A 26,998-nucleotide genomic window follows, 5' to 3' on the forward strand; every position below is an offset into this window, starting at 1 on the left:
CGTTCAACCCAAGGAGAAACCACATGGCTGAATTCGTGATCGGTACCGACATCAGCACCGACGAAGCGGTGATCGAAGTCACAGTGAACCCCGACCGGCCCTTGCCCGTCGGGCGGCAGTTCTTCCGGCTCGTCGTGGTCGACGACTCGGGCAACGAATCCAAGCCCGACCAGATCGTCGTCATCGTCGCCGACCAGGGCGCGCCGACCGCCGTGCTCGCCGGGCCGCAGACCGTGGCATCGGGCGCCAGCTTCAAGCTCAGCGGCGAGAAGTCCTTCGACGTCGGTGGCGGCAAGGTCGTGAAGTACATCTGGACCTACGTCGGCCCGGCCACCTGAGGCCGCGAGCGGAGTCCGCGCATGGTCGCCTTCGTCATCGGCAAGCCGGTCACCACCGATGTCCCGGGCATCGAGGTGGACGGCATGTCCGCGGGCAGCCATCGCTTCCAGCTCGTGGTGGAGGACAACGACGGCGTGCGCTCGCAGCCCGACACCATCGTCGTCGTCGTGCGCGGCCGCATCGTTCGGCCGCCCGTCGGCCCGCCGGTCGTGGTTCGGCCGCCCGTCGATCCGCCGGTCGTGGTGCGTCCGCCTGTCGGTCCGCCGATCGTCGTCGTGCGCCCGCCGATCAGCGGGCCCGCCGTCGATCCCGTGGGGCCGCCGGTGACCGGACCGGTCATTGCGGGTCCCGTCGTCGCGGGCCCGGTCGTGTCGCCGGTGATCGTGCGCAAGCCCGTGCCCGTGCCCCCGCCGCCCAAGCCGCCGACCGCCGCACGCAAGAGCAAGAGGAGAAAGCCATGAGCATCCTGGCCACCAGTGCCGATCCCCTGTATGCCCAGCCGCGCGCCGAGCGGCCCGCCTATGCCACCGGCATGCTGCTCGACGCGCAGGACTTCAGCGACGAGCAGACCTACCATCGCGGCCGGCTTGCGCTCGCGCTGTCGATGCTGGCCGGCGGCGGCACGCTGGCCGGGCTCGCGGTCGAGCACCGGCCGCAGAGCCCGACCCAGGCCGAGGAAGTGCTCGTGCAGCCCGGCGTCGCGGTCGACAGGCTGGGCCGCCTGGTCGAGCTGCCGCGCCCGGCCTGCCGCGCGCTGGCCGACTGGTTCGCCGACGTCGCGGCGGCCGATGGCGGCGACACGCTGCGCACCAGCGCCTACGACCAGCTGCAGCGCTTCCTGTCGCCGCGCTTCCTGGCCGCCGGCCCCGCGCTGCCCGCGCGCGCGATCGTCGCCGACGTCTTCGTGCGTTTCGCGCAATGCGCGGTCGGCCTCACGCCGAGCTTCGCCGCAGGCCCCTTCGATGCGCTCAATGCAGTCTCGACCTCGCGCATCCGCGATGCCTACGAGCTCGTGATGGTGCCGCGCACCGGCCTGTCCGACACCCAGGCCGGGCTGCCGCTGCCGCCCGCCGATCCGCTGCTCGGGACCGGCAGCGCCGACGAACGCCGCGCCGCCGCGCAGGATGCGGTGCTCGGTGGCTACGTGACCAGCGGCCACGTGGGTGGCACCGCGCAGGGCCTGCCGCCCGGGCCCGAGCATCCGCCGAACCTCGACACCAGCGCGGTCTTCGTCGCGCGCGTGCTGCTGCCCGTCGGGGCGGCCAATCCCCCGCAGCGCACGAGCGACTTGCCGCTGGTCGACAACTTCGCGCGCCGCTTCCTGCCCTCGGGGCCGCTGCTGTGGCAGTCGGCCGGCCTCTCCTGATTCGTCACCGACCCACTTTCCACGCAACGGAGCTTCGCCATGGCCACCTCATTCCTCGACACGCGCAGCGCCAATTTCTCGAATGTCGCGCGCGGCGCCTCGCGCGAGCAGATCGCCCTGGAGGAGGTGCGTCGCCTGCGCAGCAGCGGCGTGCTGGTCGAGGATGGGCGGCGCGAGCGACCGCGCTACTTCGACGGCCGCTTCCTCGCAGCCCGCGATCTCATCAAGGACCAGCAATATTTCCTCACGCGCGAAGCGGACCTGGGGCGCGCGGCGGGCTCGGGCGTCGCGAGCGGCCTGCAGGTCGACATCGGCGACGGTGCCTCACAGCTGGTGATCGGCGCCGGCCAGGGGATCACGCCGAGCGGCGAACTGGTGCTGCTGCCGGCCGACCTGCGCATCAACCTCGGCGACCTGCCGCTGGCCGAGCAGCTGTCGGCGCGCTTCGGGCTCGGCCGGATTCCGGCGGCACCGATGCGCAGCCGCACCGGCCTGTTCGTGCTCGCGCTGCGGCCGGTGGAATACACGGCCAATCCGATCGGCGCCTATCCGACGACGCTGACCGGACCACGCACCGTGGAGGACGGCGACGTGGTCGAGGCCACGGCCGTCACGCTGGTGCCGTGGCAGGACGACGGCGCCGCCGATGCGCTGCAGGCGCGGCGTTCGCATGCCGCGCGGTCGATCTTCGTGCAGGGCGGCAACGCCGCGGTGGCCTCGGGACTGCTGCCGCTCGCGATGCTCGCTCTCGAGGGCAACATGCTGGTCTGGATCGACGAGGCGATGGTGCGGCGCGAGCTCGGCGCCGACCGCGGCGACCTGCCGGGCCTGGGCTTCGCGCCGCGCGCGCTGCGGCTCGCGCACCTGATGCAGCACACGACGCATCTGGAAGACGTGACGCGCCAGCTCGGCGGCCGCAGCTTTCCCGCCGCCACGCAGTTCGAGGCGCTGCCGCCGGCCGGTCCGCTGCCGCCCGGCATCATCGCCACCAACGATTTCACGCAACGCTACTTTCCCTCCGAGGTCGATGTCGACTTCTCGGTGATCCCCGAGGACGAATTGCCGGCGCTGGTCGAGGAGTCGCTCGCGCTGCCGCCGATCGACCTGCAGGACGAGGAGGCGGCGCTGGACCGCACGGCGGTGCTGGTCCTGGCGCCGGTGCCGCGCGCCGAATGGCGAGCCGTGATCGCCCGGCTCGAGTCGCGCGTGCGCACGCTGCGTCCGGCGGCTCCGAACCAGGTCGCGCTGCGCAAGCCGCTCGAGATCCTCACGCGGCTGCGCCTGCCGCTGCCGGTACCCGCGCCGGCCCCGTCGGATGCCGAGTGGACGCGGCTCGCGAACCTGCCGCGCCTGTGGTACGTGCGTCGCCGCAACCTCGCGTACCGCGACGACCTCGCCGGCACGCCGCTGCCCGTGATCGGCGGACCGGTGCCGGCGCCGCCACCGCCATCGCCACCTGCGCCGGCCGCGCCGCGTCCGGTGCCACGCACCCCCGCGCGGGCCAAGCCCGCGGCCAAGGCCGCAGCCAGGCCGGCAGCCGCGGGGAAGACGGCCACCAGGGCGCCCGCCAGGAAGACCGCGGCGCCGAAGAAGCCGGCCGCGAAGGCGACGAGGAAGAGCGCCTGATCCCATTGCCGCGCATGCCGCGCACGCCACAAGGAATCCGCCATGGCCATCCGTCCCATCGCCACGCCGCTCGCGGGTGAAAGAGTGATCGCGCTGTCGCCCGAGAACGCGACCGACGCCTCCACCTTCTGGCAGCGTCGGCTCAATCTCTTCGCGGGCCGTGCGCTTTCGGCCGGCGCGCTCGCCCAGCGCCAGGCGTGGCAGGCCGGACACATCGCGCAGCGCGGCCAGGACCGGGTGCCCGGCACGGTCGACGGCCTGGAGGCGCTGTTGCGCGGCCCCGCGGGCGCGACGCGCTTCGCCGACGTCGAGCTGCGCATCGGCGCCGGACGCGGCCTCGCGGTGACCGGCGAGGACGCAGTGCTGCGGCAGCCGCTGTCGACCACGCTCGCGAGCGTCCCGGTGATCGCGCCGCCGGGCTTCTTCGTCGACGGCAGCGGCGTCGGTGCGCCGACCGCCGACGGCTCGCTGAACCCGCGCGCGATCGGTGCTGCGCTGGGGGAGCTGCCGGCGGCCGCACGCGCCACGCTGCCTTCGGTCGGCGTGCTGCTGCTGCAGCCCGCGCTGGCCGACACCTCGGCCTTCGATCCGCAGGACCCCTGCGAGCGCTCGGCCTGCGACGAAGGCGCGACCGGCGACCCGAGCGTGTTCGAGGACTGGCGCATCGGCGATGCGGTGCGCCTGCTCTGGTACGTGTGGCCGAGCGAATGGCGCGCGCTGCCCGCGCCCGGCGCCGGCATGCGCAATGCGCTGGCCTGGACCGTCTTCGAGGCCGAGGCGCAGCTGCCGGCCGCGGGCGCGCTGCCATGGGAGGGCTGGGGCGTGCCGGTGGCGCTGGTGCAGCTCGACCTCGCGACCGAGCAGCCGCTGTGGGTCGATCGAGCGAGCGTGGTGCGCCGTGGCGGCTTGGCGCGCAATGCGCGGCTGCAGCTCGCGAGCGGGACCGAAGGCGCGCCGCTGCTGGTCGCGAGCAGCCGCCTGCCTTCGCTGCAGCAGGCGCGCATCGAGCAGTTCGCGGAAGAGGTCGCGGCGCTGTCGGCCGTCGAGGCGCTGCCGCCCGAACAGCTCGCGCAGTCGTTCACCGACTTCCTGCCGCCGATGGGCCTGCTGCCGCGCAACTGCTACGAGCCCGTGACGCGGCACAGCGGCTTCTTCCCGGCCGGCTTCGACATCGATGCGGTGCCGGTGCCGGTCGAGCAGCTCGACATCGCCGTGCGCGCGAACGCTTCGCTCGCGCCGCTCGACATGCGCGGGCCGGCCGAGAGCGTCCGCTTGCTGGTGCCGGTGCCGCTGGCCTCGTGGGAACCGCGCCTGCTGATCACCGACGAGAAGCCCGACGCGGAATTCCAGCGCACGCTCGACCGCTTCCTGCTCACGCGCGCGCGCACGCTGGGTCTTCGACAGGGCCTGCGGGTGCGCCAGTCGGTGCTCGCGCACGGACTCGACGGCCGGGCCGCCGATGTGGTCGCGTGGGATGACGACGACGACGCGGTGGAAGCCGAGTTCCTCTCGCCCTGGGGTCCGCCGCCGGCCGGTGGCGGGCATCGCAGCAGGCTCATGCCCGGGGTGCACCAGCACTTCTTCGATCGCGCCACCGATGTGCTGGTGCCGCGCGGGGAGCCGCTCTTTGCCTGGGTGCATCTCGATCCCGACAACCCGCCGCGCACGCTGATGCTGCAGTGGCATGTGGCAGGGGGCGACTGGGAGCATCGCGCCTACTGGGGCGAGAACCTGATCGGCTTCGGCGCCGACGGCACGCAGGCACGAAGGCGCATGGGCGAGCTTCCGCCGGCCGGGGGCTGGCTGCGCATCGAGGTGCCTTCCGCCGACCTGGGCCTGGCCGACGCGACCATCGACGGGATGGCCTTCACCCTGTTCGACGGCCGTGCCGCCTGGAGCACGGCAGGCAGCGGCAGCGCCGGAAAGGAGCGCGCCTGGTTCGGCAATCTGCTGCCGGCCGGCGCCCAGGCCTTCGGCGAAGACGGCTGGGAGATGCTCGCCGACAACGATCTGTGGACGCCCTTCGAGCCTGCGCTCGGCGTGCTGCCCGCGACGCCCGAAAAGCCCACCTTCGATTCGGGCGCCCATGCCGACGCGCCCGCTCAGGGCCTGCATTTCCACAGCTACGACATCGCGCTGGCACCGACGCCGCGGCCGCCGGCCTTCGCCGTGCAGGCGGCGGAAAGCCTGTATGCCTGGGTCTATCTCGACCCCAACGATCCGCCGCGCCAGATCCTGCTGCAATGGCGCGTGCGCGACGGCAACATCGCGCGCCGTGCCTTCTGGGGCTGGGACCGCATCAGCGTTCCGAGCAGCGCCGACACCCATCCCGGCGTGCATGCGGGTTCGCTGCCGCAACCCGGTCGATGGGCGCGCCTGTCGGTTCCGCTGGCGGCGCTCGACCTGCCGAACGGCGCATCTTTCACGGCGCTCGACTTCATGCAGTTCGACGGTTTCGCGGTCTTCGGGCCGAGCGGCGCCCTGACCGCTGACGCGACGGGCGTGCCGTCCACCGAGCGGCCGTGGATCACTGTCGCCGATGCCGCAGGCGGCGGCCCGACCACCAACCCGGGCTGGAATTTGCTGACCGCCGCGCAGCTGCGCGCACCCACCGCCGCATCGACGAGTGGCCGCGTGGCGGCGCTCGACGACCTGTTCGTGCATCCGGCCCTGCAGGTGCTGTCGACGAACGAGAGGCTGCAGCTCTACCTGCTCGGTGTCGAAGGCTTCGCGGCCTATCTCAAGTCGCGCACCGACCGGGCGGACGACCTGGTCGACTACGGCTTCGTCAAGGTGCAGACCGACGTCTATCGCGTACGCCAGCTGATGCTCGGCACCACCGCAGCAACACGTCTCGCGGTCTCTCCGGTGCTTGCGACCATTGCCCAGGCCGAGACCGCCACCGCCTCGCAGGAACAGATCTCGAGCTTCATCGCCGATCTGCGCAAGAAGGTGGTCGTGACCACGCCGCCGCCGGCACCGGCCGCGCCGGTTCGCGCGGTCTCGCGTGCAGCCGCCGCCACCGCGATCGGCGCGCGCGCCGGCAGCAGCCTCAGGCTGTCGCCGCTTTCCACGCGCATCGACACCGGCGTGATCTCGGTCGGCGGCAGCGTCGGCACGCGCATCGGCAGCGGCGTGATCGGCACCACGCTGGGAGACACGGCCTCGGTCAAGGTGCCGATCTCGACCGGGCTCGCGGGCAGCCTCGCGGGCTCCGTGGCCGGCAGCGTCGCGGGCAGCCGGGCCGAACTGCTCGACAAGCGCACGCTCGGCGACATCAAGGTGATCGGCGTGGGCGGCGGCAAGGCCGTGCCGGCACCGCCGTCGCCGACCGACGTCTCGAACGCCGAGCCGTTGACCGGCAGCGCCTTCATCCGCACGACCACCATCGCCAAGCGGCTCGAGGATCCGAAGTCGAAGGAGGCGCGCGACTACGCGACCTCGTCGCGCTACGAGGCCGTGCTGTCGCTGGTGCGCCTGGCCGACACGCTGACCGCGGAGGACGGCGGCGTCACGCCGGGCCTGTTCGAGGACGTGTCGATGCGGGGCCTCGAGGGCGACACCTTCCTCGACGACCTGGCGACGCCCGAGGGCGGGCTGAAGCCGCTCGAGCGGCCCTTCACCGACTTCCTGCTCAAGCGGCCCCTGCTCGGCGCGCTGCTGAAGGTGCCGACGCGACTGCCCGCGGGCCAGACCACGGGCGACCCCGACGAGGGCGCGATGTTCTCCGACAGCACCGACCTGTCGGACCACGTGGTGGCGCTGATGCGCAAGATGGAAGGGCGCATCAAGCTCTACCGCGATGCGATCGCGGTCTGCAACGCCGCGGCCACCGGCGTTCGCAGCGCCTTCGGTGCGGTCGGCACGCGGCTGGTCGCGGTGGCCGACGAACTGGCCGAGGCGCGGCACGACGTGAGCGTGGCGCGCTCGCTGCTGGCCGAGGAAACCGGACGGCTCGACGCGGTCAACGCCAACCGGATCCGCGTGCTGGCGGACGAAGTCAAGTTCCTCGCCTTCGTGCGGCCGCGCGAGGTCGAGAACCTGCTCGCGACGCCCACCCATTCGATCGATCCGGGCCTGCTGGAGGCGCCCGTGCCGGCCTGCCTGCGCGAGCATCCCGACGTGCCGGACGAGATCGCCGACATGATGCGCGTGGTGCGCGAGGCACCGGCCACCTGGTTCGTCGGCGCACCGCCGATCCTGCGGCGACTGGACCGCTCCGAGCCGCTGCTGCGCATGGTGCAGGTGGCCAAGGTGCGCGCGCTGTCCGGTCTCGCGACGCCGATCGTGGCGGCCAGCGCGGGCCTGACGAAGATCAGCCAGGCGATCGCGGGCGTCGCGACGCGCCAGGTGCAGGCGCTGGCACCGCGCATCGCGGCGATGCAGACGCTCGACCTCGGGGCGCTGTCCGGCCTCACCTGGCAGGGCCAGCGCGTGCAGGCCGAGCAGGTGGTGTCCTTCGCCGACCTGGCCGATGGCGGCCACGGCCGTGCCGACGTGGCGCGTGCGGCCGCCACCGAACTCGAGAACATCCGCAGCATCGTGGTCTGTCTGCATGCCGAGTTCTCGGCGCTGCTGCCAGCGCTGCGGCTGCAATGGGCCGAGACGCTGTCGGAATTCGACGCCGCGCCCAACCTGCGCAACCTCGCGAGCCTGCCGCGCTGGTCCGGGATCGGCTTCGAGGACCGGCGCCAGATGCAGGCCTACGTCGACTGGCTGTTCGGCCAGATCGAGCCCGGCAAGCCCGAGGCCGTGGCGCTGGTCAACGACGTGGTGCGCATGTGCCTGCTGCTCGCGAGCCACGCGCCGGTGGACCGCATCGTCACGGGCCGCCTGGCGCGGCCGATGCCTGCGGTCGTGGTCGGCACGCGCATCCCTCTGCTGGCGATCGATTTCTCGAAGCTTCGCGTCGGCATGCAGGCCGTGGCCTATCGAGGCGAGCAGGTGGTGGCGCGCGCGCTGGTGGAGGACATCGGCCAGGCCGAGGTTTCGGCGCGCGTGGTGCAGACCATGGCGGTGCAGGTCGAGCTCGGCACCGACGTGCGCGTGCATTTCGAGGACGCTGCGATGCTGAGCCTGAAGGCCGCGAGCGCGACGCGCACGCTGTTCGGCCGCTGACGGCCACGCGGGACGAAAGCGATGGCATTGCCGCAACGTCACGCGAGGCGCCTGCGGCTGATGGCCGCCAGCGACGAGGCGGCGCATGCCGCGGTGCCACGCCTCGAGGACGCCCTGCGCTGTGCGAGCCTGCCCGATGCCGGCGCGAGATTCATGCTGGTGCGCCGACTCTCGCTCGGCCGTATTCCGGCGCAGGGTTCGACGCAATCGCTCGCGCGCCTGATCGAGCGGCGGCTCGACCTGCAGGCGGTGCGCTGGACCGAGGGCGCCATCGGCGATGCCCGCGATGCCTCGCACGTCGTATTCGCGAGCGCCTGGCATGCACGGGTGGCACTGGCGCGCCGCCTGCTGCGTGACCACGCCTGCACTGCCTGGTATTGGCCGCTCGCCGTGCCCGGGTTCCGCGCTGCCGAAGACGTGGCCGCCAACCTGAGCGCGATCGCGCGCGGCCTGGCGCTGTCCGAGGAGGCGAGGGTGGCGCTGCCGGCCTGGGCGTGCGCACTGGCAAGCGATGGCCTCGCGCCGCGGCTCGCGGCGGTGCTGCCGGAGCCCTTCGGCGTCGCACTCGTGGAACAGGCCGGGCTGCGCATGCGCGTGCCTTCATCGCAAGGCATCGGGCGCGATGTTTCATCGAGCGTGCGTCTGCCGGCCTGGCTCGACAGCGTGCTCGACGCGGGCGGCGGGCCGGTGCGGCAGTACGCCGATGCATCGGCGCAGGTTCGCGGCGGGACGGCATCGATGCCGAGTGCCGGGCCGGCCTTGCACCTGGCCACGCCGCCGATGGCGAAAGTGCCCGGTTCCGCTGCAACACTCGGGCAGCAGCGCGCGCCGGCCGATGACGGGGAGCGCGGCGTCGATCGGGTTCGCGCGCTTGAATCGGCGACGGGGTCTGTCGACTTCGAAGGTCCCGCAGTGGCGATCGATGCCGCGCTGGGTCGGGCCACCGATGTCGAGCCGATGGCGCCTGCAGGCGGTGATCGCGGCGAGGACTTCGCATTGCTGGCCGCGATGCCCACGCGCGCTGCGGGCCTGCTGTTCCTGCTGCCCGTGCTCGACCGGCTGGGGCTGCCGCGTCGCGCGGAGCGCGCGGGCGGCGATGCGGCGGCGTGGACGCGCGCGATCCTGTGCGCGGTGCTCGATCGCCTGCGCTTGGCCGCGGACGATCCGATCCGCGCGCTCGTGGGCGACGCGGCGCCGCTCCTGCCGCACGCGTTGCGGGGCTGGCTGGCCGAGCTTCGCGGCTGGCTGCGACGCCATGCGGGCATCGGACTCGCGCGACTGGTGTTGCGGCCCGGAGGGCTCGGCCTCACGCCGACGCATGCCGATCTGCACTTCGGCATCGACGCGGTCGATCTGCGCGTGCGCCGCATCGGGCTCGACATCGATCCGGGCTGGCTGCCCTGGTTCGGTCGGGTCGTGACCTTCCACTACGGCGACGCGCCGAGATCGCCATGAGCGCGTCGGAGCCGCTGACCGCGCGAGCCGCTGCCGCACCGGCAGGCACGTCCACGGCGGCGGCTGCGAAACCTGCCGTGCCGCCGCTGCACATGCTCGCGCTCGCGACGCTGGCCGACACCGAATCGCACGGCGCCGAGGCCGACTGGCTGCGGGCCCGGGCGCAGCTGGCGGGCGGCTGGACGCTGGCCGACTGGCTGCGTGGGCCGCCCGAGAGCGACGCACGAGTGCATGCGCTCGCGGGCGCCTTCGGCCTGGCCGAGGCCGAATGCATTGCGGTCGCGCTCGCCGCGGCGGTGGAGTTCGATCCGATGGCCGGGCGGGTGCTCGCCTGGCTGCAGGCGCCCACCGGCGTGGCGCGCCCCACCATCGGCTTGGTGCTGACGCTGGCTGCACGGCTCGGCCTGCCCGATGCGCTCGCGGCCCTGGTCGACGGACCGGCGCGCGCCTGCGGCCTGCTCGTGGTCGACGACGACAGGCATCCGCTGCCCGAGCAGGCCTTGCAGATGCCGGTGCCGATCGTGCTTGCGTTGCGCGGTGCGGGCGGCTCGCGCGGCCTGTGGCCCGGCGTGCGCATCGGGCCGGTGCCGGCCGATGCGCCGGCCTCGCTGCGCGAGGCGGCTTCCCGGCAGGCCTCGGCCCTGCGCCATGCGGCCACGGGCGCCAGCGTGCTCGCGGTGCGCAGCGGCCATCCGCGCGAGGCGCAGGGTGCAGCCGCGCTGGTGGCGACCGCGCTCGGCCTGCAGCCGGCCTTCGTCGATGGCGAGCTGCCGCGCGGGCTGGCGCCCTGGCTCTGGCTGCGCCGCGCGGCGCCGGTGCTGTGCACCGAGCTGGCGCCCGGCGAGTCGCGCCGGCTGCCCGAACTGCCGGGTCATCGGGGCCCCCTGCTGCTCGCTTGCGGCATCGACGGCAGCTTCGAGCGCGACGGCGACGCCGTGGGCAGCTGGCGCGTGCCGCTGCCGCTGCCCGACGAGCGCGTGGCGCTGTGGCAGGCGCACCTCGATCCGGCCGCCGCCGAGCGCATCGGCCGCACCCATCGGCACGCGCCTGCCCACGTCGCGCATCTGGTGCGGGCGGCGCGGCACCAGGCGCGGCTGGCCGGTGACGAGACGCTGTCCGAGCACCACGTCAAGCAGGCGGCGCGCCTGGGCGCGGCCGGCGAGCTCGGAACGCTCGCGCAGCGGGTGCCCGACGAGGTGCCCGACGAGGCCCTCGTGATGCCGCCCGAGCTGCAGGCCGCACTGCAGGCGCTGTGCCGGCGCTGCATGCGGCGCGAGGGGCTCGCCGATGCGCTCGGGCCCTCGGCGCGCACGCGCTACCGGCCCGGCGTGCGGGCGCTGCTGGTGGGCGCGTCCGGCACCGGCAAGACCCTTGCCGTCGCCTGGCTGGCCTCGCAGCTCGGCCTGCCGCTCTACCGTGTGGACCTGGCCTCGGTGGCGAGCAAGTACATCGGCGAGACCGAGAAGAACCTCGCGCAGCTGTTCGCGCGCGCCGAGCATGCCGAGGTGGTGCTGCTGTTCGACGAGGCCGATTCCCTCTTCGGCAAGCGCACCGACGTCAAGGACGCCAACGACCGCTTCGCCAACCAGCAGACCAACTATCTGCTGCAGCGCATCGAATCCTTCGACGGCATTGCGGTGCTGACCAGCAACAGCCGCTCGCGCTTCGACAGCGCCTTCACGCGGCGGCTCGACGCGATCATCGAGTTCCCGATGCCGGGGCCGCAGGAGCGGCGCGCGCTGTGGCTCGCGCATCTGGGCACGCACCACGGCCTCGAGATCGCGCAGGTCAACCGGATCGCGGCTTCCTGCGATCTCGCGGGCGGGCATATCCGAAATGCGACGTTGGCCGCCGCAGCCGATGCCGGCACGGGTGCGATCGACTATGCAACGCTGCGCAGCGCGATCGAGGCCGAATACCGCAAGCTCGGGCGCCAGATGCCCGCGGGAATCTAGCGTGCCGGCCCGCTGCAGCTTGCGCTGGTGCGCGTTCCGGAAGATGCTGCAAGGTCGTGTTGCTGCGCGCGCGTGGCGCGGCCGTCAGGGCTTCACCGGAGAGCGACGATGACCCCGAGGAAACTGCCATGAGACATGTGAACGGACGCATGAGCACAGCGCCGGCCAGGCACGACAACGCGGCCGCGAATCCCGGCGTGCGAAAGGCCGCGACCCGCACGGGCAGCGGCGTGCAGCGCTTCCTGCAGGTGCCGCTGGGACGCGAGGCCGACGCCCGTGAGCGCGAGGCCGACGCACACGCGGCGCGCGCGGGCCTGGCGCCGCTTGCGCTGGGGCAGGGCGCGCCGCCGGCGGTTGCAGCGTCGTCCGCGCCATCGTCCATCGCCGAGCAGGCCGGCTCGACCGGCGCGGCGCTCGACGGCCGTACGCGCGCCGCGATGGAGGCGCGGCTGGGCGCCGACTTCGGTGCCGTCCGCACGCACACGGGGCCGCAGGCCGCGCTGCTCGCGCGCGACATCGGCGCCGATGCCTTCACCCACGGCCACGACGTCTTCTTCGGCGCCGGCCATGCGCCGGCCGACGATGCGCTGACCACCCATGAGCTCTCGCACGTGGTGCAGCAGTCGGGCGGCGGGCCGGGCCTCGGTGCGGCGCCGAATGCGATCCAGCGCAGCCGCAACGGCAGCTTCGCGGTCGCGAACGGCGGCTTCGAGATCGACCTCCAGACCCGCGAAGGCGCGGTCGACACGCCGCCGACCGCGAGCGGCCTCGACGGCTACATCCGCTTCGTGCCGGGCGAGGATGCGCCGCTCTCGAACCAGATCGAGATGGTGCAGATCGTGAAGCTCACCGACCTCACGGGCGCCGACGTGGCGCCCGCCACCATGCCGGCCGACCGGGCGGCGCGCGGTGCGCTCGGCAAGCCCGGCATCCTGACCGAGGACAACGCCGCAGCGGGCGTCGAAGGCGGCTTCTTCACCGACGTGCACCACCAGGGCAACGTCGGCGCGCCGGCCGCGCCCGCGCGCCAGGGGCTGTCGACCGCCTTTCCCTTCGAGCCCGCCGGGCCGGGCATCACCGGTGCCGTGGGGCAGGTCGCGCAGCCCGACTTCTACGGCGGCGGCATCGGCGGCGTGATGGGCCACACGCCGGGCTTCAAGCGCTCCAACGATGCGGCCGACATCCGCTCGGCCGCGCTCTACGACACGCCCGGCGTGGCCAGCACCTCGTTCAACCTCGACTTCGAATTCGAGTCGGTCGCGATGGCGCAGGACAAGGGCATCGAGCTCGGTGCCGTCCACTGGGGCTTCGGCCTGCGCGCGGGCCGCGTGACCGACGAGCATCTCTCGGTGGCCGACACGGCCAGCGCCACCTTCGGCGAGACGCTCGAGCGGCATCGCGACTTCTATGTCCACGAGCCCGTGAGCTTCTACTTCGATTTCGACAGCGACCTGCTCGCTGCCGGTGAGGCCGCGCGCATCGACGACTTCATGCCCTACCTGCAGCGCCATGGCGACGTCACCGTCTCGCTCGAGGGCTTCGCCGACCAGGTGGGCGGCCGGGGTGCCTACAACGCGGCGCTCTCGATGCGGCGGGTCGATGCGGTGCAGGCGGCGCTGATGGCGCGCGGCCTCGCTGCCGGGCGCTTCGATGCGATCTCCCTGGGCCACGGCGCCTCGACCGCCGCCACCGCCGACGCCGGCACGGGCGACCAGGGCGGCGACGCGGCGCTCGGGGCCGACCAGTCGCGCGAGGCCAACCGCTGGGCCAACCGGCGCGTGGTCGTGAGCTTCTCGCGACCGGCCACTGCGCCGGCGGCTGGGCCATGAGCCGCACGAATACCGAAGCGCTGCCGAGAGGACGTATGTCATGAGCAGCACCAGCGCCGAGTTCGGCGGACTCGATGCCGCCTCCGCGACCGAACGCGCGAGCGCCCTCGCGGCGCTCGTGGTGGCCGGCCGCGCCTCCACCCCGACCTTGCTGCGCGCGCTCGCAAGCGCCGACCCCGAGGTGCGCGAGAAGGCCGCGCAGGGGCTGGCCGAGATCGCCGACCCGCGCGCCGCCGACGCGCTGGCCGCAGCGCTCGCCGATGCCGAGCCGAAGGTGCGCGGCCGTGCGGCGCAGGGCCTGGCCTCGATCGGCGATCCGCGCGCCCTCGATGCGCTGGTGCGCACCATCGACGATTTCCCCGACCTGCTGCATGCGCCGCATACCGTGGCCACCTACGTGCTGATCGCGCGCGGCCGCGACGTGCTGCCGTCGGTCGCGCCGCTGCTCGACGCGCCGCTGCCGATGACGCGCCAGCGCGCCTTCGCGGTGGTGCAGGCGCTGGTGTCGGCGATGCCGGATGCCGGCGACTGGGCGACGTTGTGGCGGTCGCTGGGTTCCTACGATCCGAATGGCGCCGACGAGACGGCCCGAAGGGCCGCCGCGGCACAGTGGGCGCGATGGATCGCCGTCCATTGCCCATAGCGGCCGTGGCGGCGAATCGCAGCCCGTAGAATCGGCGGATGTCCCGCGTTCGCGTGTTCCTCATGTGCCTGCTGATGTTCGCCGTGCCCCTGCAGGGGTATGCGGCCGCATCGATGGCGCTGTGCGCGGGGCCGCAGCAGGCAGCCGCCGCGGCCGCACCGATGGCGGTGGACCACGATATGGCCACGCACGCGCACCATGGCCATGCCGACGGCGCCGCCCTCGATGCCGCTTCCGCCGATGCACACGCCGCCGCGTCGCACCACGCGTCCGCCGACGAATCCCACCCCTGCGCCAACTGCGCCGCCTGCCATGCGGTTGCGCTGACCAGCGTGCTGCCGGCCGTCCCGGCCCATCTGCTGCCGGCGGCCGATCTGGCCGAGCCGGCCCGCGCGCTCGCGACCCGCGCGCCGCGCGTCCCCGACAAGCCTCCTCGCGCCTGATCGCGTCCTGCCTCCGGCGGCTGTCGAAGCCGCCGGCGGGCGTCGACGCACGTCCATGCATCGCTCGCCGTCCGGCCTCGTCGAGGCCTGCCGACGCCACGTTCATGTTCCTTGCGAGGCTTCCATGCTCTCTCGTCCGCCGGCCCGATGGCCGGTCCTTTCCCTCGTGCTCGCGGCCACGCTGCTCGCAGCCGGCTGCGGCACCGTCGACATCGACCAGGCCCTGCGCGACACCGATGCGCGCACTGCCGCATTCACCCGCGGCGATCTCTCGCTCGCGCGCACGCCGGAGCAGCGCGCGGCTCGCGCTGCGCTGGCCGATTCGCTGCTGTCCGCGCCGCTGTCCGAAGACGACGCGGTGCGCCTGGCGCTGGTCAACAGCCCCGCGCTGCAGGCGCTGCTGGCCGAGCGCTGGGCCGAGCTGGCGGCGGCCGACCAGGCCGGACGGCCGGTCAATCCGCTGTTCAAGTTCGAGCGCCTGCGGCTCGGCGACGAGCTCGAGATCGGCCGGCTGCTGTCGGTGGGCCTCGTCGACCTCCTGCTGCTGCCGCAACGGCTCTCGCTCTCGAAGAGCCTGAGCGAGCAGGCCCGGCTGCAACTGGCGGCCAGCGTGGTCGACCAGGTGACGCAGGTGCGACAGGCCTGGGTGCGTGCGGTCGCGGCGGGGCAGTCGCTGGCCTATGCGAAGCAGGTGGCGGAGGCTGCGGATGCCGGCGCCGAACTGGCGCGCCGCATGCAGCAGGCCGGCAACTTCAGCCGCCTGCAGCAGGCGCGCCAGCAGGTGTTCGAGGCCGATGCGGGCATCCAGCGCACGCAGGCCGAGCAGGCCGCGGTCGCGAGCCGCGAGGCGCTGGTTCGGGTACTGGGCCTCGACGATGCGCAGGCCGCGCGGCTGGTTCTGCCGCCCCGCCTGCCCGAGCTGCCGCGCAAGCTGCGCGATGCCCTGGCGCTGGCGGCCGATGCCGGTTCGCAGCGCATCGACCTGCAGCTTGCGCGCGCGCGCCTCGATGCCGCGGCGAAGTCGCAGGGTCTCGATCTGGTGCCGAGCTTCGTCGATGCCGAGCTCGGCGGCCGCCACGACAGCGTCTTCGCGGGCGACACGCGCGCGACCCGCAGCGGCTGGGAGCTCGACATCCGGCTGCCGCTGTTCGACCTCGGCACGAGCCGGCGCGACGCACTCGATGCGCAGGCGCTCGCGGCGCTGAATCGCTACCAGGCCACCGCGCGCGGCGCCGCATCGCAGCTGCGCGAGGATTACGCCGGCTATCGCAGCGCATGGGCGCTCGCGCAGCGCCACCGCGACGAGATCCTGCCGCTGCGCCAGCGCATCGCCGAGGAGAACCTGCTGCGCTACAACGGCATGCTGATCGGCGTCTTCGAGCTGCTGGCCGAGACGCGTGAGCAGATCGCAGGCGTGCGCGCCGCGATCGATGCCGAGCAGCAGTTCTGGCTCGCCGATGCCGCACTCGCGGCTTCCCTGATCGGACGTCCGCCGACGTCCACCACCACCTTCGAGACCCCATGAACCCCCGACGCAAATTCCTCAGCGGCGCCGGCGCGATCGCGGGCGCCATGGCCACCGCCTCGGTCGCGCGCGCCGCGATGGCCGCGCTGCCCGAGCCGGTGCTGCAGACACGGCCCGACACCATGCCGCCGCTGCAGCCGGCCAGCGGCCGCCCCTACAACCCCGTGGTCACGCTCAACGGCTGGACCCTCCCCTGGCGCATGAACCAGGGCGTGAAGGAGTTCCACCTGGTGGCCGAGCCGGTCGTGCGCGAGATGGCGCCGGGCTTCAAGGCCAGGCTGTGGGGCTACAACGGGCAGTCGCCCGGTCCCACGATCGAGGTGGTGGAGGGCGATCGGGTGCGCATCTTCGTCACCAACCGGCTGCCCGAGGCCACCAGCATCCACTGGCACGGCCAGCGGCTACCGAACGGCATGGACGGCGTGTCGGGTCTCACGCAGCCGGCCATCGCGCCCGGCAAGACCTTCGTCTACGAGTTCGTCGCGCGCCGGCCCGGCACCTTCATGTACCACCCGCATGCCGACGAGATGGTGCAGATGGCCATGGGCATGATGGGTTCGTGGATCACGCATCCCAGGGCGCCGAACCCGCTGATCGAGGCGGTCGACCGCGACTACGTTCTGCTGCTCAACGCCTACGACATCGAGCCCGGCAGCGCGACGCCGAAGATCGCGACCATGCTCGACTTCAACCTCTGGTCGTGGAACAGCCGCGTCTTCCCGGGCATCGATCCGCTGGTCGCGCGGCAGGGCGACAGGGTCCGCATCCGGGTCGGCAACCTCACGATGACCAACCATCCGATGCACCTGCACGGCCACGAGTTCACTGTCACGGGCGGTGACGGCGGCCCGCGGCCGCTCGCGGCGCGCTGGCCCGAGGTGACGGCCGACGTCGCGGTGGGCCAGATGCGGCAGCTCGAGTTCGTGGCCGACGAGGAGGGCGACTGGGCCTTCCACTGCCACAAGAGCCATCACACGATGAACGCCATGGGCCACGATGTGCCCAACATGCTCGGCGTCGACCAGCGCGACCTGGCGGGCAAGTTGGCGCGGCTGGTACCGGGCTACATGGCGATGGGCGAGCGCGGCATGCACGAGATGAGCGAGATGGAGATGCCGCTGCCCGACAACACGCTGCCGATGATGGCCGGCGACGGGCCCTTCGGCCCGATCGGCATGGGCGGCATGTTCAGCGTGCTCAAGGTGCGCCGTGGCCAGCGTCGCGGCGACTACGCCGATCCGGGCTGGTTCCGGCATCCGCCCGGCACGCAGGCGCGCGAGGTGGCCGGACCGCCGCAGCCTGCGCCGCGCGCGCCCGATGCCACGTCCGACGCCCGCCCGGCGCGCGCCGGCGACACCGAGGTGCGGGTCCGCAAGCCGGGTCCGCATGCGGGCCATTGATCTGCCATCCATTCAACGAAGCACATTGCCATGAACACGTTCCCGAAGATGATCCTCGCGGCCGCCGCCGCCCTGATGCTCGCCGGCGCCGCCCACGCGCAGGCCGCCGCCGCCATGCCGCTCAGCGAGGGCGAAGTCCGCAAGGTCGACAAGGAGGCCGGCCGTCTGACGCTCGCGCACGGTCCGCTCGAAAACCTCGACATGCCCGGCATGACGATGGTGTTCCGGGTTGCCGACGGCGCCATGCTCGACGCGGTCCGACCCGGCGACAAGGTACGCTTCCACGCCGAGCAGATCCAGGGGCGACTCACAGTGACGCGGATCGAAGCGGCGCGCTGACGGCGCGGGCGGGTGCCGGGTACAGTCGCAGGCATCCCATCGACCTGTCGGAAGTCTGTTCATGCGTCGTGCCGCATCCCTGTTTCTCGTCGTTCTGGTCGCTGCATGCACCACTTTGGCCATCGACCGCTTCGACCAGCTCTACGGCCCTTCGGACCCCAAGCGCTTCGACCATCCCCTGGTGCCTGCGGCCGGCGAGTCCTATGCCCAGACGATCCAGCCGATCCTGGACCGGCGTTGCGTGGTCTGCCACGCCTGCTACGACGCGCCGTGCCAGCTCAAGACGACCGCCTGGGAAGGCCTGGCGCGCGGCGCCAGCCAGACGCCGGTCTACGACGCTTCGCGGCTGCTCGCGGCGCAGCCGACGCGGCTCTTCGTCGATGCGCAGCAGCCTTCGGAATGGCGCGACCTGGGCTTCTTCCCGGTGCTCAACGAGCATGCGCCGACCGCCGAGGCCAATCGTGCCGCGAGCCTCATGCACCGCCTGCTGGTGCTGAAGGAGAAGAACCCGCTGCCCACGCACGGCGTGGTCGGCGGCGGGCTCGATTTCACGATCGACCGCGAGGCGATGTGCCCGGTCGGCGCCCAGATCGACGACTACGAACGCAAGATGCCGCTGGCCGGCATGCCTTTCGGACTGCCCGGGCTGGCGCCGGTCGAGCAGGACGTGCTCAAGCGCTGGATCGAACGCGGCGCGCCGTTCGAGGGCCCGCCCGCGCTGACGCCGCTGGCGCTGCAGCGCATCGCGATGTGGGAGCGCTTCTTCAACGGCGATTCGATGAAGGACCGGCTCTTCAGCCGCTACGCCTACGAGCACCTGTTCCTGGCGCACCTGTATTTCGACGACGACGCCGGGCGCCAGTTCTTCAAGCTGGTGCGTTCGGTCACGCCGCCGGGCCAGCCGGTGCAACTGATCGCGAGCCGGCGGCCGGTGGACGATCCCGGCGTCGAGCGCGTGTACTACCGCCTGGTGCCGGAGCGCGAGACCATCGTCGCCAAGACCCACATGCCCTATGCGCTCGGTGCCGCGCGCATGGCCCGCTGGCGCGCGCTGTTCCACGATGCGCCGTTCACGGTCGACCGGCTGCCGGGCTACAGCGCCGACACCGCGGCCAATCCGTTCTCGACCTTCGCGGCGCTGCCGGTGGACGCGCGCTACCGCTTCATGCTGGACGAGGCCGAGTTCACGATCATGGGCTTCATCAAGGGGCCCGTGTGCCGCGGCCAGATGGCGCTCGACGTCATCGAGGATCGCTTCTGGGTCACCTTCGCGGCACCTGGCAGCCGTGCCGACAGCGAACAGGCCGAACTGCTGTCGCGCGACCGCAACCTGCTGCGGCTGCCCACCGGCAGCAGCAACGAGCGGGTCCTGGCGCCGTGGCTCGAATACGCGCGGCTCGAGAACCAGTACCTGCGCGTGAAGACCGACTTCCTTGCGCGTGCCCTGAGTGGGCCCGAGAAGCTCGACCTGCGCCTGATGTGGGACGGCGACGGCCGCAACGACAACGCCGGACTCACGGTCTTCAGGCACTTCGACAGCGCCAGCGTGGTGAAGGGCCTGGTCGGCGATGCGCCCAAGACCGCCTGGGTCATCGGCTATCCGCTGCTCGAGCGCATCCACTACCTGCTGGTGGCCAACTACGACGTCTTCGGCAACGTCGGCCACCAGCTCAACTCGCGTCTCTACATGGACTTCCTGCGCATGGAGGGCGAGTTCAACTTCCTGATCCTGCTGCCCCAGGCGCAGCGCATCGCGACGCGCGATCAGTGGTACCGCGCCGACAGCCAGGCCACACGCGAGCAGGTCTACGGCGGGCCGTCGACCACGCTGCCGGTCGAAAGCGGCATCCGCTACCAGACCGCCGACCCGCGGCTCGAACTGCTCGGCATGATGAAGGCGCGCCTCGCGCCGGTGCTGGCGACGAACTTCGCGCTCGACCGCGCGCCGCCGGCGCTGCAGCCGTCGTTGCGCCAGGTCGAGGCGGTGCGCGGTCCGGGGCTGCAGTGGCTGCCCGAGGAAGCCGCGCTGGTGGTCGAAGGCCCTGGCGTCGCGCCCGCCACCTACAGCCTGCTGCGCAACACGGCGCATGCCACCGTGTCGCACCTGGTCGGCGAGCGCAAGGAACTGCTTCCCGACGAGAACACGCTGACCCTGGTGCCCGGCGTCATCGGCGCCTATCCGAATGCCTTCTACCGTGTGAGTCCGGCGCAGCTGCCCGCGCTGGCCGAGGCGATCGGCAAGCTGCGTTCCGAGGCCGACTACGCGGCCTTCTCCGAACGCTTCGCGGTGCGCCGCACCAACCCCGAGTTCTGGGCGGTCAGCGACGGGCTGGTCGAGCGCTACCGGCGCGACCAGCCACTGCAGGCCGGCATCCTGGACTTGAACCGCTTCGAGAACCGCTGAGGGAACGCGGCGCCTTCGCGCTCAGGACCCCAGCTCGTCGAGGATCGGGCAATCCGGCCGATGGTCGCCGTGGCAGCAGTCGGCGAGCCGCTCCAGCGTGCGCTTCATGGCGCTCATCTGCTCGATGCGGTGATGCAGGTCCTGCGCATGGGCGAGCGCGATGCGCTTCACGTCGGCGCTGGCGCGCTCCTTGTTCTGCCACAGCTTCAGCAGCTCGGCGATCTCGGCCATGCTGAATCCGAGGTCGCGCGCGCGCCGGATGAAGCGCAGCGTGTGGACGTTGCTGTCCGTGTATTGCCGGTAGCCCGCATCGGTGCGGGCCACCTCGGGCAGCAGGCCCAGCGATTCGTAGTGCCGGACCATCTTGGCCGACACGCCCGAGCGCGCCGCCGCGGTGCCGATGTTGAACGGTTCCATGCTCAGTGTCCCTTTCCCTTCCAGCGCCGCAGCAGCAGCGCGTTGCCGACCACGCTCACGCTGCTGAAGGCCATCGCGGCGCCCGCGATCACCGGGCTCAGCAGCCCGAAGGCGGCCAGCGGAATGCCGACCACGTTGTAGGCGAAGGCCCAGAACAGGTTCTGCCGGATCTTCGCGTAGGTGCGGCGCGAGATCTCGATCGCATCGCCGACCAGCGACGGATCGCCGCGCATCAGCGTGATGCCGGCCGCGTGCATCGCGACATCCGTGCCGGTGGACATCGCGATGCCGACGTCGGCCGCTGCCAACGCGGGCGCATCGTTGATGCCGTCACCGACCATGGCGACCTTGCGGCCCTCGGCCTTGAATGCCGCGACGATGCTCGCCTTGTCCTCGGGCAGGACCTCGGCGCGCACCGTGCCGATGCCGAGCAGCCGCGCGACCGCCTCGGCGCTGCCGCGGTTGTCGCCCGAGACCAGGGCGGTGCGGATGCCCTGCGCATGCAGGTGCCCGATGGCCGCCGCGGCGCCTTCCTTGAGCTGGTCGCCGAAGGCCAGCAGGCCGAGCAGGGTCGGCGGCGTGCCGACGTCGGCCAGCCACGAGACCGTGCGCCCCTCGTCCTGCAACTGCCGTGCACGCGCGGCCAGTGCGCCGATCGGCACCGAGAGTTCCTGCATGTAGCGACCGCTCCCGAGCCGCAGCGCGCGGCCCTCGACCGTGGCCGCAACGCCGCGGCCCGCCACTGCCTTGAGCTCGCTCGCGCGCGGCGGCTCGATGCCATCTCGGTGCGCGGCCTTCAGCACCGCGCGCGCCAGCGGATGCTCGCTGCCGGCCTGGATCGCGGCGCTCGCGCGCAGCAGCGACCGGGTGTCGCCGTCGACCGCCTCGCAGGCGACCAGCTCGGGGCGGCCCTCGGTCAGCGTGCCGGTCTTGTCGAATGCCACGATGCCGACCGCATGCGCGAGCTCCAGAGCCTCGGCGTCCTTGATCAGCACGCCCTGGCGCGCCGCGGCGCCGGTGCCGGCCATGATCGCGGCCGGCGTGGCCAGGCCGAGGGCGCACGGGCAGGCGATCACCAGCACCGCGACCGCATTGAGGATCGCGTCTTCCCAGCGGCCTGTCCCGAGGCCCCAGCCCAGCAGCGTGAGCAGGGCGATGCCGATCACCACCGGCACGAAGACGGCGCTCACCTTGTCGACCAGTCGCTGGATCGGCGCCTTCTTCGCCTGCGCCGACTCCACCAGCCGCACGATGCGCGCCAGCGTCGATTCGGCGCCGATGGCGGTGGTCTCCACCAGCAGCAGTCCTTCGCCGTTGACCGCGCCGCCGGTCACCCGGGCGCCGGGCTGCTTGGCCACGGGCAGGCTCTCGCCGCTGATGAGCGATTCGTCGACCTCGCTCGTGCCTTCGGCGACCCGGCCATCGACCGGCACGCGCTCCCCGGGCCGCACGACGACCATGTCGCCGATGCGCACCTGCGCCAGCGGCAGTTCCTGGTCGACACCCCCGCGCCGCACCAGGGCGTGGTCGGGTCGCAGCGCCTGCAGCGCGCGGATGGCTTCGGTGGTCTGGCGCTTGGCGCGGGCCTCGAGCCACTTGCCGAGCAGCACCAGCGTGATGACGACGGCCGAGGCCTCGAAGTACAGGTGCGGCGGCATGCCGTGGCCGTCGTGCGCGATCAGCAGGTAGAGGCTCAGGCCGTAGGCCGCACTGGTGCCGAGCGCCACCAGCAGGTCCATGTTGCCGGCGCCCGCGCGCAGGGCCGCCCAGCCCGCGCGGTAGAAGCGCGCGCCGAGCCAGAACTGCACCGGCGTCGCGAGCAGCAGTTGCACCCAACCCGGCAGCATCCAGTCGTGGCCCGCCAGCATGCCGAACATCGGCAGCGCGAGCGGTGCCGACAACAGCGCCGCCCATGCCACCCGACGGCCCGCACGGGCGCGCGGCGGCGCCGATGCGTGCGCGGCCTCGAGCGTGTCGGCATCCGGCTCCTGGCCCTCGAGGTGGGCCTCGCCGACCGTGTAGCCGGCCTTCTCGATGGCGGCGCGCAGCCTGTCGAGGCCGATCGAGCCGTCGGTGTGCACGCTGGCGGCTTCGGTCGCGAGGTTGACGCTGGCATCGCTGACGCCTTGCAGCGCGACCAGCGCCTTCTCGACGCGCGTCACGCACGAGGCGCAGCTCATGCCTTCGATCGGCAGCGACCAGGCCTGGGGGCCGGTGGCGACCGGCGGGAATGCAGCAAGGGAACTCATCTTGAAAGGGGTCCTTCCGGCCGCGATGCGTGCGGCTTCGGAAGAAGTGTCAACCTTACCATCATGGAAAGGTCAACCCTTTCGGCGACGCGATGGCGTCGCGCGTCAGCGCCGGAGCATGTCGCTCGCCGTGACCATCGGCGCGGCATTGCCCCAGGCGCCGCGCACGAAGCTCAGCACGGCGGCCACGTCCTCGTCGTCGAGCACCTGGTTGAACGGCGGCATGCCGTAGGGCCGTGGATTGCCCGCAGTGGCCGGCAGGAAGCCGCCGTGCCGCACGATCTGGATCAGGTTGACCGGCGAATCCATCAGCACCGCGCGATTGCCGGCGAGCGGCGGGTAGGCGCCCTCGGCACCCTGGCCGACGTCGCCGTGGCAGTAGGCGCAGCGCTGGTCGTAGACCTTCTCGCCGCGCGCCATCACCCGCGGGTCGCGCGGTCCGGCCGCAGCCCTCGATCGCCCCGGCGCGGCGGCAGCAGCATCGGCATCGGCCTCGGGCAGAGCCTTCAGGTAGCCGGCCATCGCCCGCAGGTCGGCCTCGTCGAGGTGCTGGGTGCTGCGGAACACCACGTCGGCCATCGGCCCCATGACCGAGCCGCGGGCCGAGGTGCCGGTCTTGAGCAGCGCGACGATGTCGTGCGGGTTCCATCCCGCCACGCCGGCCTCGCGCGCCGAGGCCAGCGAGGGCGCATACCAGTTCTCGACCGGGATCAGGCCGCCCGAGAGGCCCAGCCTTTCCTGCGTGGCGCCGAGCACGTTGCGCGTGCCGTGGCAGGCGATGCAGTGGCCCAGGCCCTCGACCAGGTAGGCGCCGCGGTTCCATTCGGCCGGCTGCGCCGGATCGGGCGCGAAGCTGCCCGGCTTGAACGACAGTGCCCGCCACACGGCAAGCGCGGCCTGCGTGTCGTAGGGAAAGCGCAGCCGGTGCGGCGGATTCGGCGACGCGTCCGGCGGCAGGCTGCGCAGGTACGCGAAGATCGCGTCCGAATCCTCGCGCGTCACGCGCGTGAAGCTCGGGTACGGAAAGGCCGGGTAGAGCAGGCGCCCGTCCTTCGAGCGGCCGTTGTGCATCGCGCGCCAGAAGTGCGCTGCGTTCCAGCTGCCGATGCCGGCCTTCGGGTCGGGCGTGAGGTTGCTCGAGAACACGGTGCCGAAGGGCGTCTCGATGCCGACACCGCCCGCATAGTCGGCGCCGCCGCGTGCCGTGTGGCAGCCCGCGCAGTTGCCTGCCAGCGCGAGGTAGCGGCCGCGCTCGACGGTCGCCGCGTCGGGCTTCCATTCGGCGGCTGCGGCCGCAGGGTCGGGCAGCGGGTCCTCGCCGCGCAGGTTCAGCGCCACGACGGCGACCAGCACCGCGATGGCCAGCGCCACGATGAAGATCAGCAGTTGGAAAGGACGTCGCATGGGCGTTCAGCGCGGCATCGCGCTGCAGGGCTGCGGCAGCGGACCCGGCAGGGCCGCGACCGCGTGGGAATCGGCGGGAACCGGCTGCAGCGCGAGCCAGCTGGTCACGGCGTTGATGTCGGCGGTGGAGAGCTTGCGTCCCACCTCGGCCATGCAGTCGGGCGCGGGCGCGCGCCGGTCGTGCGTGAGCCAGGCGCCGAGCTGCGACGAGAGGTAGAGGCGCGGCAGCCCGAGCAGGCCCGGAATGCCCGGCTGCACGCCCGTGAGCGCCTGCCCGTGGCACTGCGTGCAGGCCGGGATGCCGCGTTGCGCATCGCCCTCGAAGACCAGGGCACGGCCGCGCGCGAGCATGGCGGCGGAGGCGTCGCTGTCAGCGGGCACGCGCGGATAGGGCAGGTCCAGCCCGGCGAAATAGGCTGCGAGCTCGCGCAGGTAGTCGTCCGACAGGTGCTGCACCATGCGGGTCATGTCGGCATTGAAGCGCCGCCCGTCGCGAAAGCTCTGCAGCTGGTTGAAAAGGTAGCCCGCGGGCTTGCCCGACAGTCGCGGGAAATAGCCGCCGTCGGTGCTCGCGCCCTCGCGGCCGTGGCAGGCGATGCAGGCCGCGGCGCGCTGGGCGATGGTGTCGGGGAGCTGCATCGGCGGGGTGGCGGCAGACGACGCCGTCGCGCCGGCCACCGCGAGCAGCAGCAACGGCAGCGCCAGGCAGCGCCACGACGATGGCAGGAAGCGGAAATGGATCATGAGCTGCGACTGTCGGCGATGGGCGGGCAAAAGAACAGGGTCAGTGCTGCGTGATTCGACCGGATCAGTTGCGCACGCGAGCGGCTACAGTCGCCCGATGCACTTCCGATACGTCCAGATGCCCGGCTGGGCCCGCCTGCTGATCAGCGCCGCGATCGGCCTCGCGCTGGGCTTCGGGCTGGGTCTGCTGCCGAATCCTTCGGACGGCGTGGCGCGCGGCCTGATCGGATGGTGCGCGGGTGCCGCGGCCTACCTGCTGCCGGCCTGGTGGCTGGCCGAGCATTCCAACGCCGAGCGCACGCGCTCGCGGGCCCAGTCGCAGGACCAGCCGAGCGCGCTGATCCTGGCCATCATGGTCAGCGTCATCGCGGTCAGCATGGGCGTGATCGCGATGCTGCTGCAGCGCGTGCCCCAGCTTTGCGGCGCAGAGCGGGCGGGCCATATCGCGCTCGGGCTGCTGGCGCTCGGCGGCTCGTGGCTGATGATCCACACGATCTACGCCTTCCACTACGCGCACCGCTACTACCAGTCCGAGATGGACCCGGCGACCGAAGGGCCGGGCCTGCAGTTCCCGGGCAAGCTCGAGCCCGACTATTTCGACTTTCTCTACCATTCCTTCGTGGTCGGCATGACCTCGCAGGTGTCGGACGTGCAGGTCAGCTCGCGCGAGATGCGGCGCATCACGCTGGTCCATGGCGTGCTGTCGTTCGTGTTCAACCTGCTGGTGCTGGCCATGTCGATCAACGTCGTCGCATCGCTGATGCAGAACTCGGGGGACGGCGGCTCATCGGGCGGCGGCACGACGGCCCAGCTTCACCAGTCCTGTCGATAGCGCCACGCCGCAGACGATCACCACGGCGCACAGCAGCATCCACGCCGTCACGTGCTCGCCGAGGAACACCACGCCGTAGAAGATCGCGAATACCGGCACCAGGAAGGTCACGGTCAGCGCGCGCGCGGGCCCGGCCCGCTCGATCAGGCGGAAGAACAGGATGTAGGCCAGGCCGGTGCAGGCGGTGCCCAGGGCCACCAGCGCGAGCCAGGCCCGAAGGCTCGGCATCTGGGTGGGCCACAGCCAGGCGGCCGGCAGGGCAAGCGCCAGCGTGGCGCCGACCTGGCTGCCGGTGGCGGTCGCGAGCGCTGGCACGCCGGAGAGGTAACGGCGCGTGAGGTTGGCCGAGAACGCATAGCAGATGCAGGCCGCGAGGCAGGCGCCGATCGCCCACAGCACCGCGCTTTCATCGGCGCCCGAATGGAAGCCCGCGCTGCGGCCGGCCAGCATCGCGACGCCCGTGAAGCCGATCACCAGCCCGAGGATGCGCGAGCCGTCCGGGCGGTCGTTGAACAGGGCCCAGGCGACCAGCGCGCCGAACATCGGCACGGTGGCGTTCAGCACCGCCCCGAGCCCGCTCGTGAGCGTGAGCAGGGCGAAGGCGAAGAACGCGAAGGGCAGGCCCGAGTTCAGGATGCCGATGCTCAGCGCCGGCTTCCAGTGCTGGCGCAGCGCGGCCCACTGGCCACGCAGCAGCAGCAGCGGCAGCAGGAACAGCATCGCGACCCCGACCCGCACCGCGGCGGTCGGCAGGGCGCCGAACTCGGCCGCGCCGATGCGCATGAACAGGAAGGACGCGCCCCACAGCGCGCCGAGCAGGACCAGGTCGATCAGCCAGGCGCGGCTGGCGCGCGGAGCGATGACGGGCGGGGACGTGGCGGTCGGTGCTTCGGTGGCGTTGCCGGTGTTC

At 72.4% G+C, this 26,998-nt stretch carries 20 protein-coding genes; 15 read left to right on the forward strand and 5 right to left on the reverse strand.

The genetic code is table 11. The features are described from left to right. The first annotated feature begins 23 nt into the window (after positions 1-23). The 14 genes from QTH87_RS04775 to QTH87_RS04840 all read left to right on the forward strand — a co-directional run bounded on the left by QTH87_RS04775 (position 24) and on the right by QTH87_RS04840 (position 20,442). Positions 24-338, forward strand: coding sequence for a hypothetical protein (locus QTH87_RS04775; protein WP_286607324.1), 315 nt, complete (start codon positions 24-26; stop codon positions 336-338). A 21-nt stretch (positions 339-359) separates the two neighbouring features. Continuing rightward, on the forward strand, positions 360-800 hold the full coding sequence (locus QTH87_RS04780) for a hypothetical protein (protein ID WP_286607326.1): 441 nt from the start codon (positions 360-362) through the stop codon (positions 798-800). Beyond that, positions 797-1,705, forward strand: a complete 909-nt coding sequence (locus tag QTH87_RS04785; protein WP_286607328.1) for a hypothetical protein — start codon at positions 797-799, stop codon at positions 1,703-1,705. The genes QTH87_RS04780 and QTH87_RS04785 overlap by 4 nt, the downstream gene beginning before the upstream one ends. A gap of 39 nt (positions 1,706-1,744) precedes the next feature. Then, the gene (locus QTH87_RS04790; protein ID WP_286607330.1) at positions 1,745-3,331 is read left to right on the forward strand and encodes a hypothetical protein; all 1,587 of its coding nucleotides are present in this window, start codon (positions 1,745-1,747) and stop codon (positions 3,329-3,331) included. A 42-nt stretch (positions 3,332-3,373) separates the two neighbouring features. Beyond that, a complete protein-coding gene (locus QTH87_RS04795) occupies positions 3,374-8,449 on the forward strand; it encodes a hypothetical protein (protein WP_286607332.1) in 5,076 nt (1,691 codons plus the stop codon). A gap of 21 nt (positions 8,450-8,470) precedes the next feature. Beyond that, a complete protein-coding gene (locus QTH87_RS04800; protein ID WP_286607334.1) occupies positions 8,471-9,904 on the forward strand; it encodes a hypothetical protein in 1,434 nt (477 codons plus the stop codon). Beyond that, positions 9,901-11,859, forward strand: a complete 1,959-nt coding sequence (locus tag QTH87_RS04805; protein WP_286607336.1) for an AAA family ATPase — start codon at positions 9,901-9,903, stop codon at positions 11,857-11,859. The genes QTH87_RS04800 and QTH87_RS04805 overlap by 4 nt, the downstream gene beginning before the upstream one ends. Positions 11,860-12,008: 149 nt before the next feature. Beyond that, on the forward strand, positions 12,009-13,688 hold the full coding sequence (locus tag QTH87_RS04810) for an eCIS core domain-containing protein (RefSeq protein ID WP_286607338.1): 1,680 nt from the start codon (positions 12,009-12,011) through the stop codon (positions 13,686-13,688). 40 nt (positions 13,689-13,728) lie between these two features. Continuing rightward, a complete protein-coding gene (locus QTH87_RS04815) occupies positions 13,729-14,331 on the forward strand; it encodes a HEAT repeat domain-containing protein (protein ID WP_286607339.1) in 603 nt (200 codons plus the stop codon). Positions 14,332-14,369: 38 nt separating this feature from the next. After that, complete coding sequence (locus tag QTH87_RS04820) at positions 14,370-14,774, forward strand: hypothetical protein (protein WP_286607340.1); 405 nt, start codon at positions 14,370-14,372, stop codon at positions 14,772-14,774. Between the two features lie 124 nt (positions 14,775-14,898). Beyond that, entirely contained in the window at positions 14,899-16,299 is a 1,401-nt protein-coding gene (locus QTH87_RS04825; protein WP_286607342.1) for a TolC family protein, read from the forward strand. After that, positions 16,296-17,699: a multicopper oxidase domain-containing protein gene (locus tag QTH87_RS04830; RefSeq protein ID WP_286607343.1), complete on the forward strand. Its 1,404-nt coding sequence runs from the start codon at positions 16,296-16,298 to the stop codon at positions 17,697-17,699. Before QTH87_RS04825 ends, QTH87_RS04830 begins: the two co-directional genes overlap by 4 nt. Positions 17,700-17,729: 30 nt before the next feature. Further along, positions 17,730-18,038: a copper-binding protein gene (locus QTH87_RS04835; protein ID WP_286607344.1), complete on the forward strand. Its 309-nt coding sequence runs from the start codon at positions 17,730-17,732 to the stop codon at positions 18,036-18,038. Positions 18,039-18,099: 61 nt separating this feature from the next. Further along, entirely contained in the window at positions 18,100-20,442 is a 2,343-nt protein-coding gene (locus QTH87_RS04840) for a fatty acid cis/trans isomerase (RefSeq protein ID WP_286607345.1), read from the forward strand. Between the two features lie 21 nt (positions 20,443-20,463). Here QTH87_RS04840 and cueR read toward each other — a convergent pair whose 3' ends face one another. The 4 genes from cueR to QTH87_RS04860 all read right to left on the reverse strand — a co-directional run bounded on the left by cueR (position 20,464) and on the right by QTH87_RS04860 (position 25,256). Further along, positions 20,464-20,859, reverse strand: a complete 396-nt coding sequence (gene cueR / locus QTH87_RS04845) for a Cu(I)-responsive transcriptional regulator (protein WP_286607346.1) — start codon at positions 20,857-20,859, stop codon at positions 20,464-20,466. A gap of 2 nt (positions 20,860-20,861) precedes the next feature. Beyond that, a complete protein-coding gene (locus QTH87_RS04850; protein ID WP_286607347.1) occupies positions 20,862-23,108 on the reverse strand; it encodes a heavy metal translocating P-type ATPase in 2,247 nt (748 codons plus the stop codon). Positions 23,109-23,213: 105 nt separating this feature from the next. Beyond that, the gene (locus QTH87_RS04855; RefSeq protein WP_286607349.1) at positions 23,214-24,512 is read right to left on the reverse strand and encodes a c-type cytochrome; all 1,299 of its coding nucleotides are present in this window, start codon (positions 24,510-24,512) and stop codon (positions 23,214-23,216) included. Positions 24,513-24,518: 6 nt separating this feature from the next. Then, complete coding sequence (locus tag QTH87_RS04860; RefSeq protein ID WP_286607350.1) at positions 24,519-25,256, reverse strand: c-type cytochrome; 738 nt, start codon at positions 25,254-25,256, stop codon at positions 24,519-24,521. A 97-nt stretch (positions 25,257-25,353) separates the two neighbouring features. Between QTH87_RS04860 and QTH87_RS04865 the strand changes: the two genes are divergently transcribed. After that, a complete protein-coding gene (locus tag QTH87_RS04865) occupies positions 25,354-26,088 on the forward strand; it encodes a DUF1345 domain-containing protein (protein WP_286607351.1) in 735 nt (244 codons plus the stop codon). Here the strand turns inward: QTH87_RS04865 and QTH87_RS04870 are convergent. Beyond that, on the reverse strand, positions 26,041-26,949 hold the full coding sequence (locus QTH87_RS04870) for a DMT family transporter (RefSeq protein WP_286608027.1): 909 nt from the start codon (positions 26,947-26,949) through the stop codon (positions 26,041-26,043). The two genes, QTH87_RS04865 and QTH87_RS04870, sit on opposite strands and share 48 nt — an antisense overlap. Positions 26,950-26,998 lie beyond the last annotated feature (49 nt).

The sequence above is a fragment of the Variovorax jilinensis genome, from assembly GCF_030316885.1.
Classification (GTDB): domain Bacteria; phylum Pseudomonadota; class Gammaproteobacteria; order Burkholderiales; family Burkholderiaceae_C; genus Variovorax; species Variovorax jilinensis.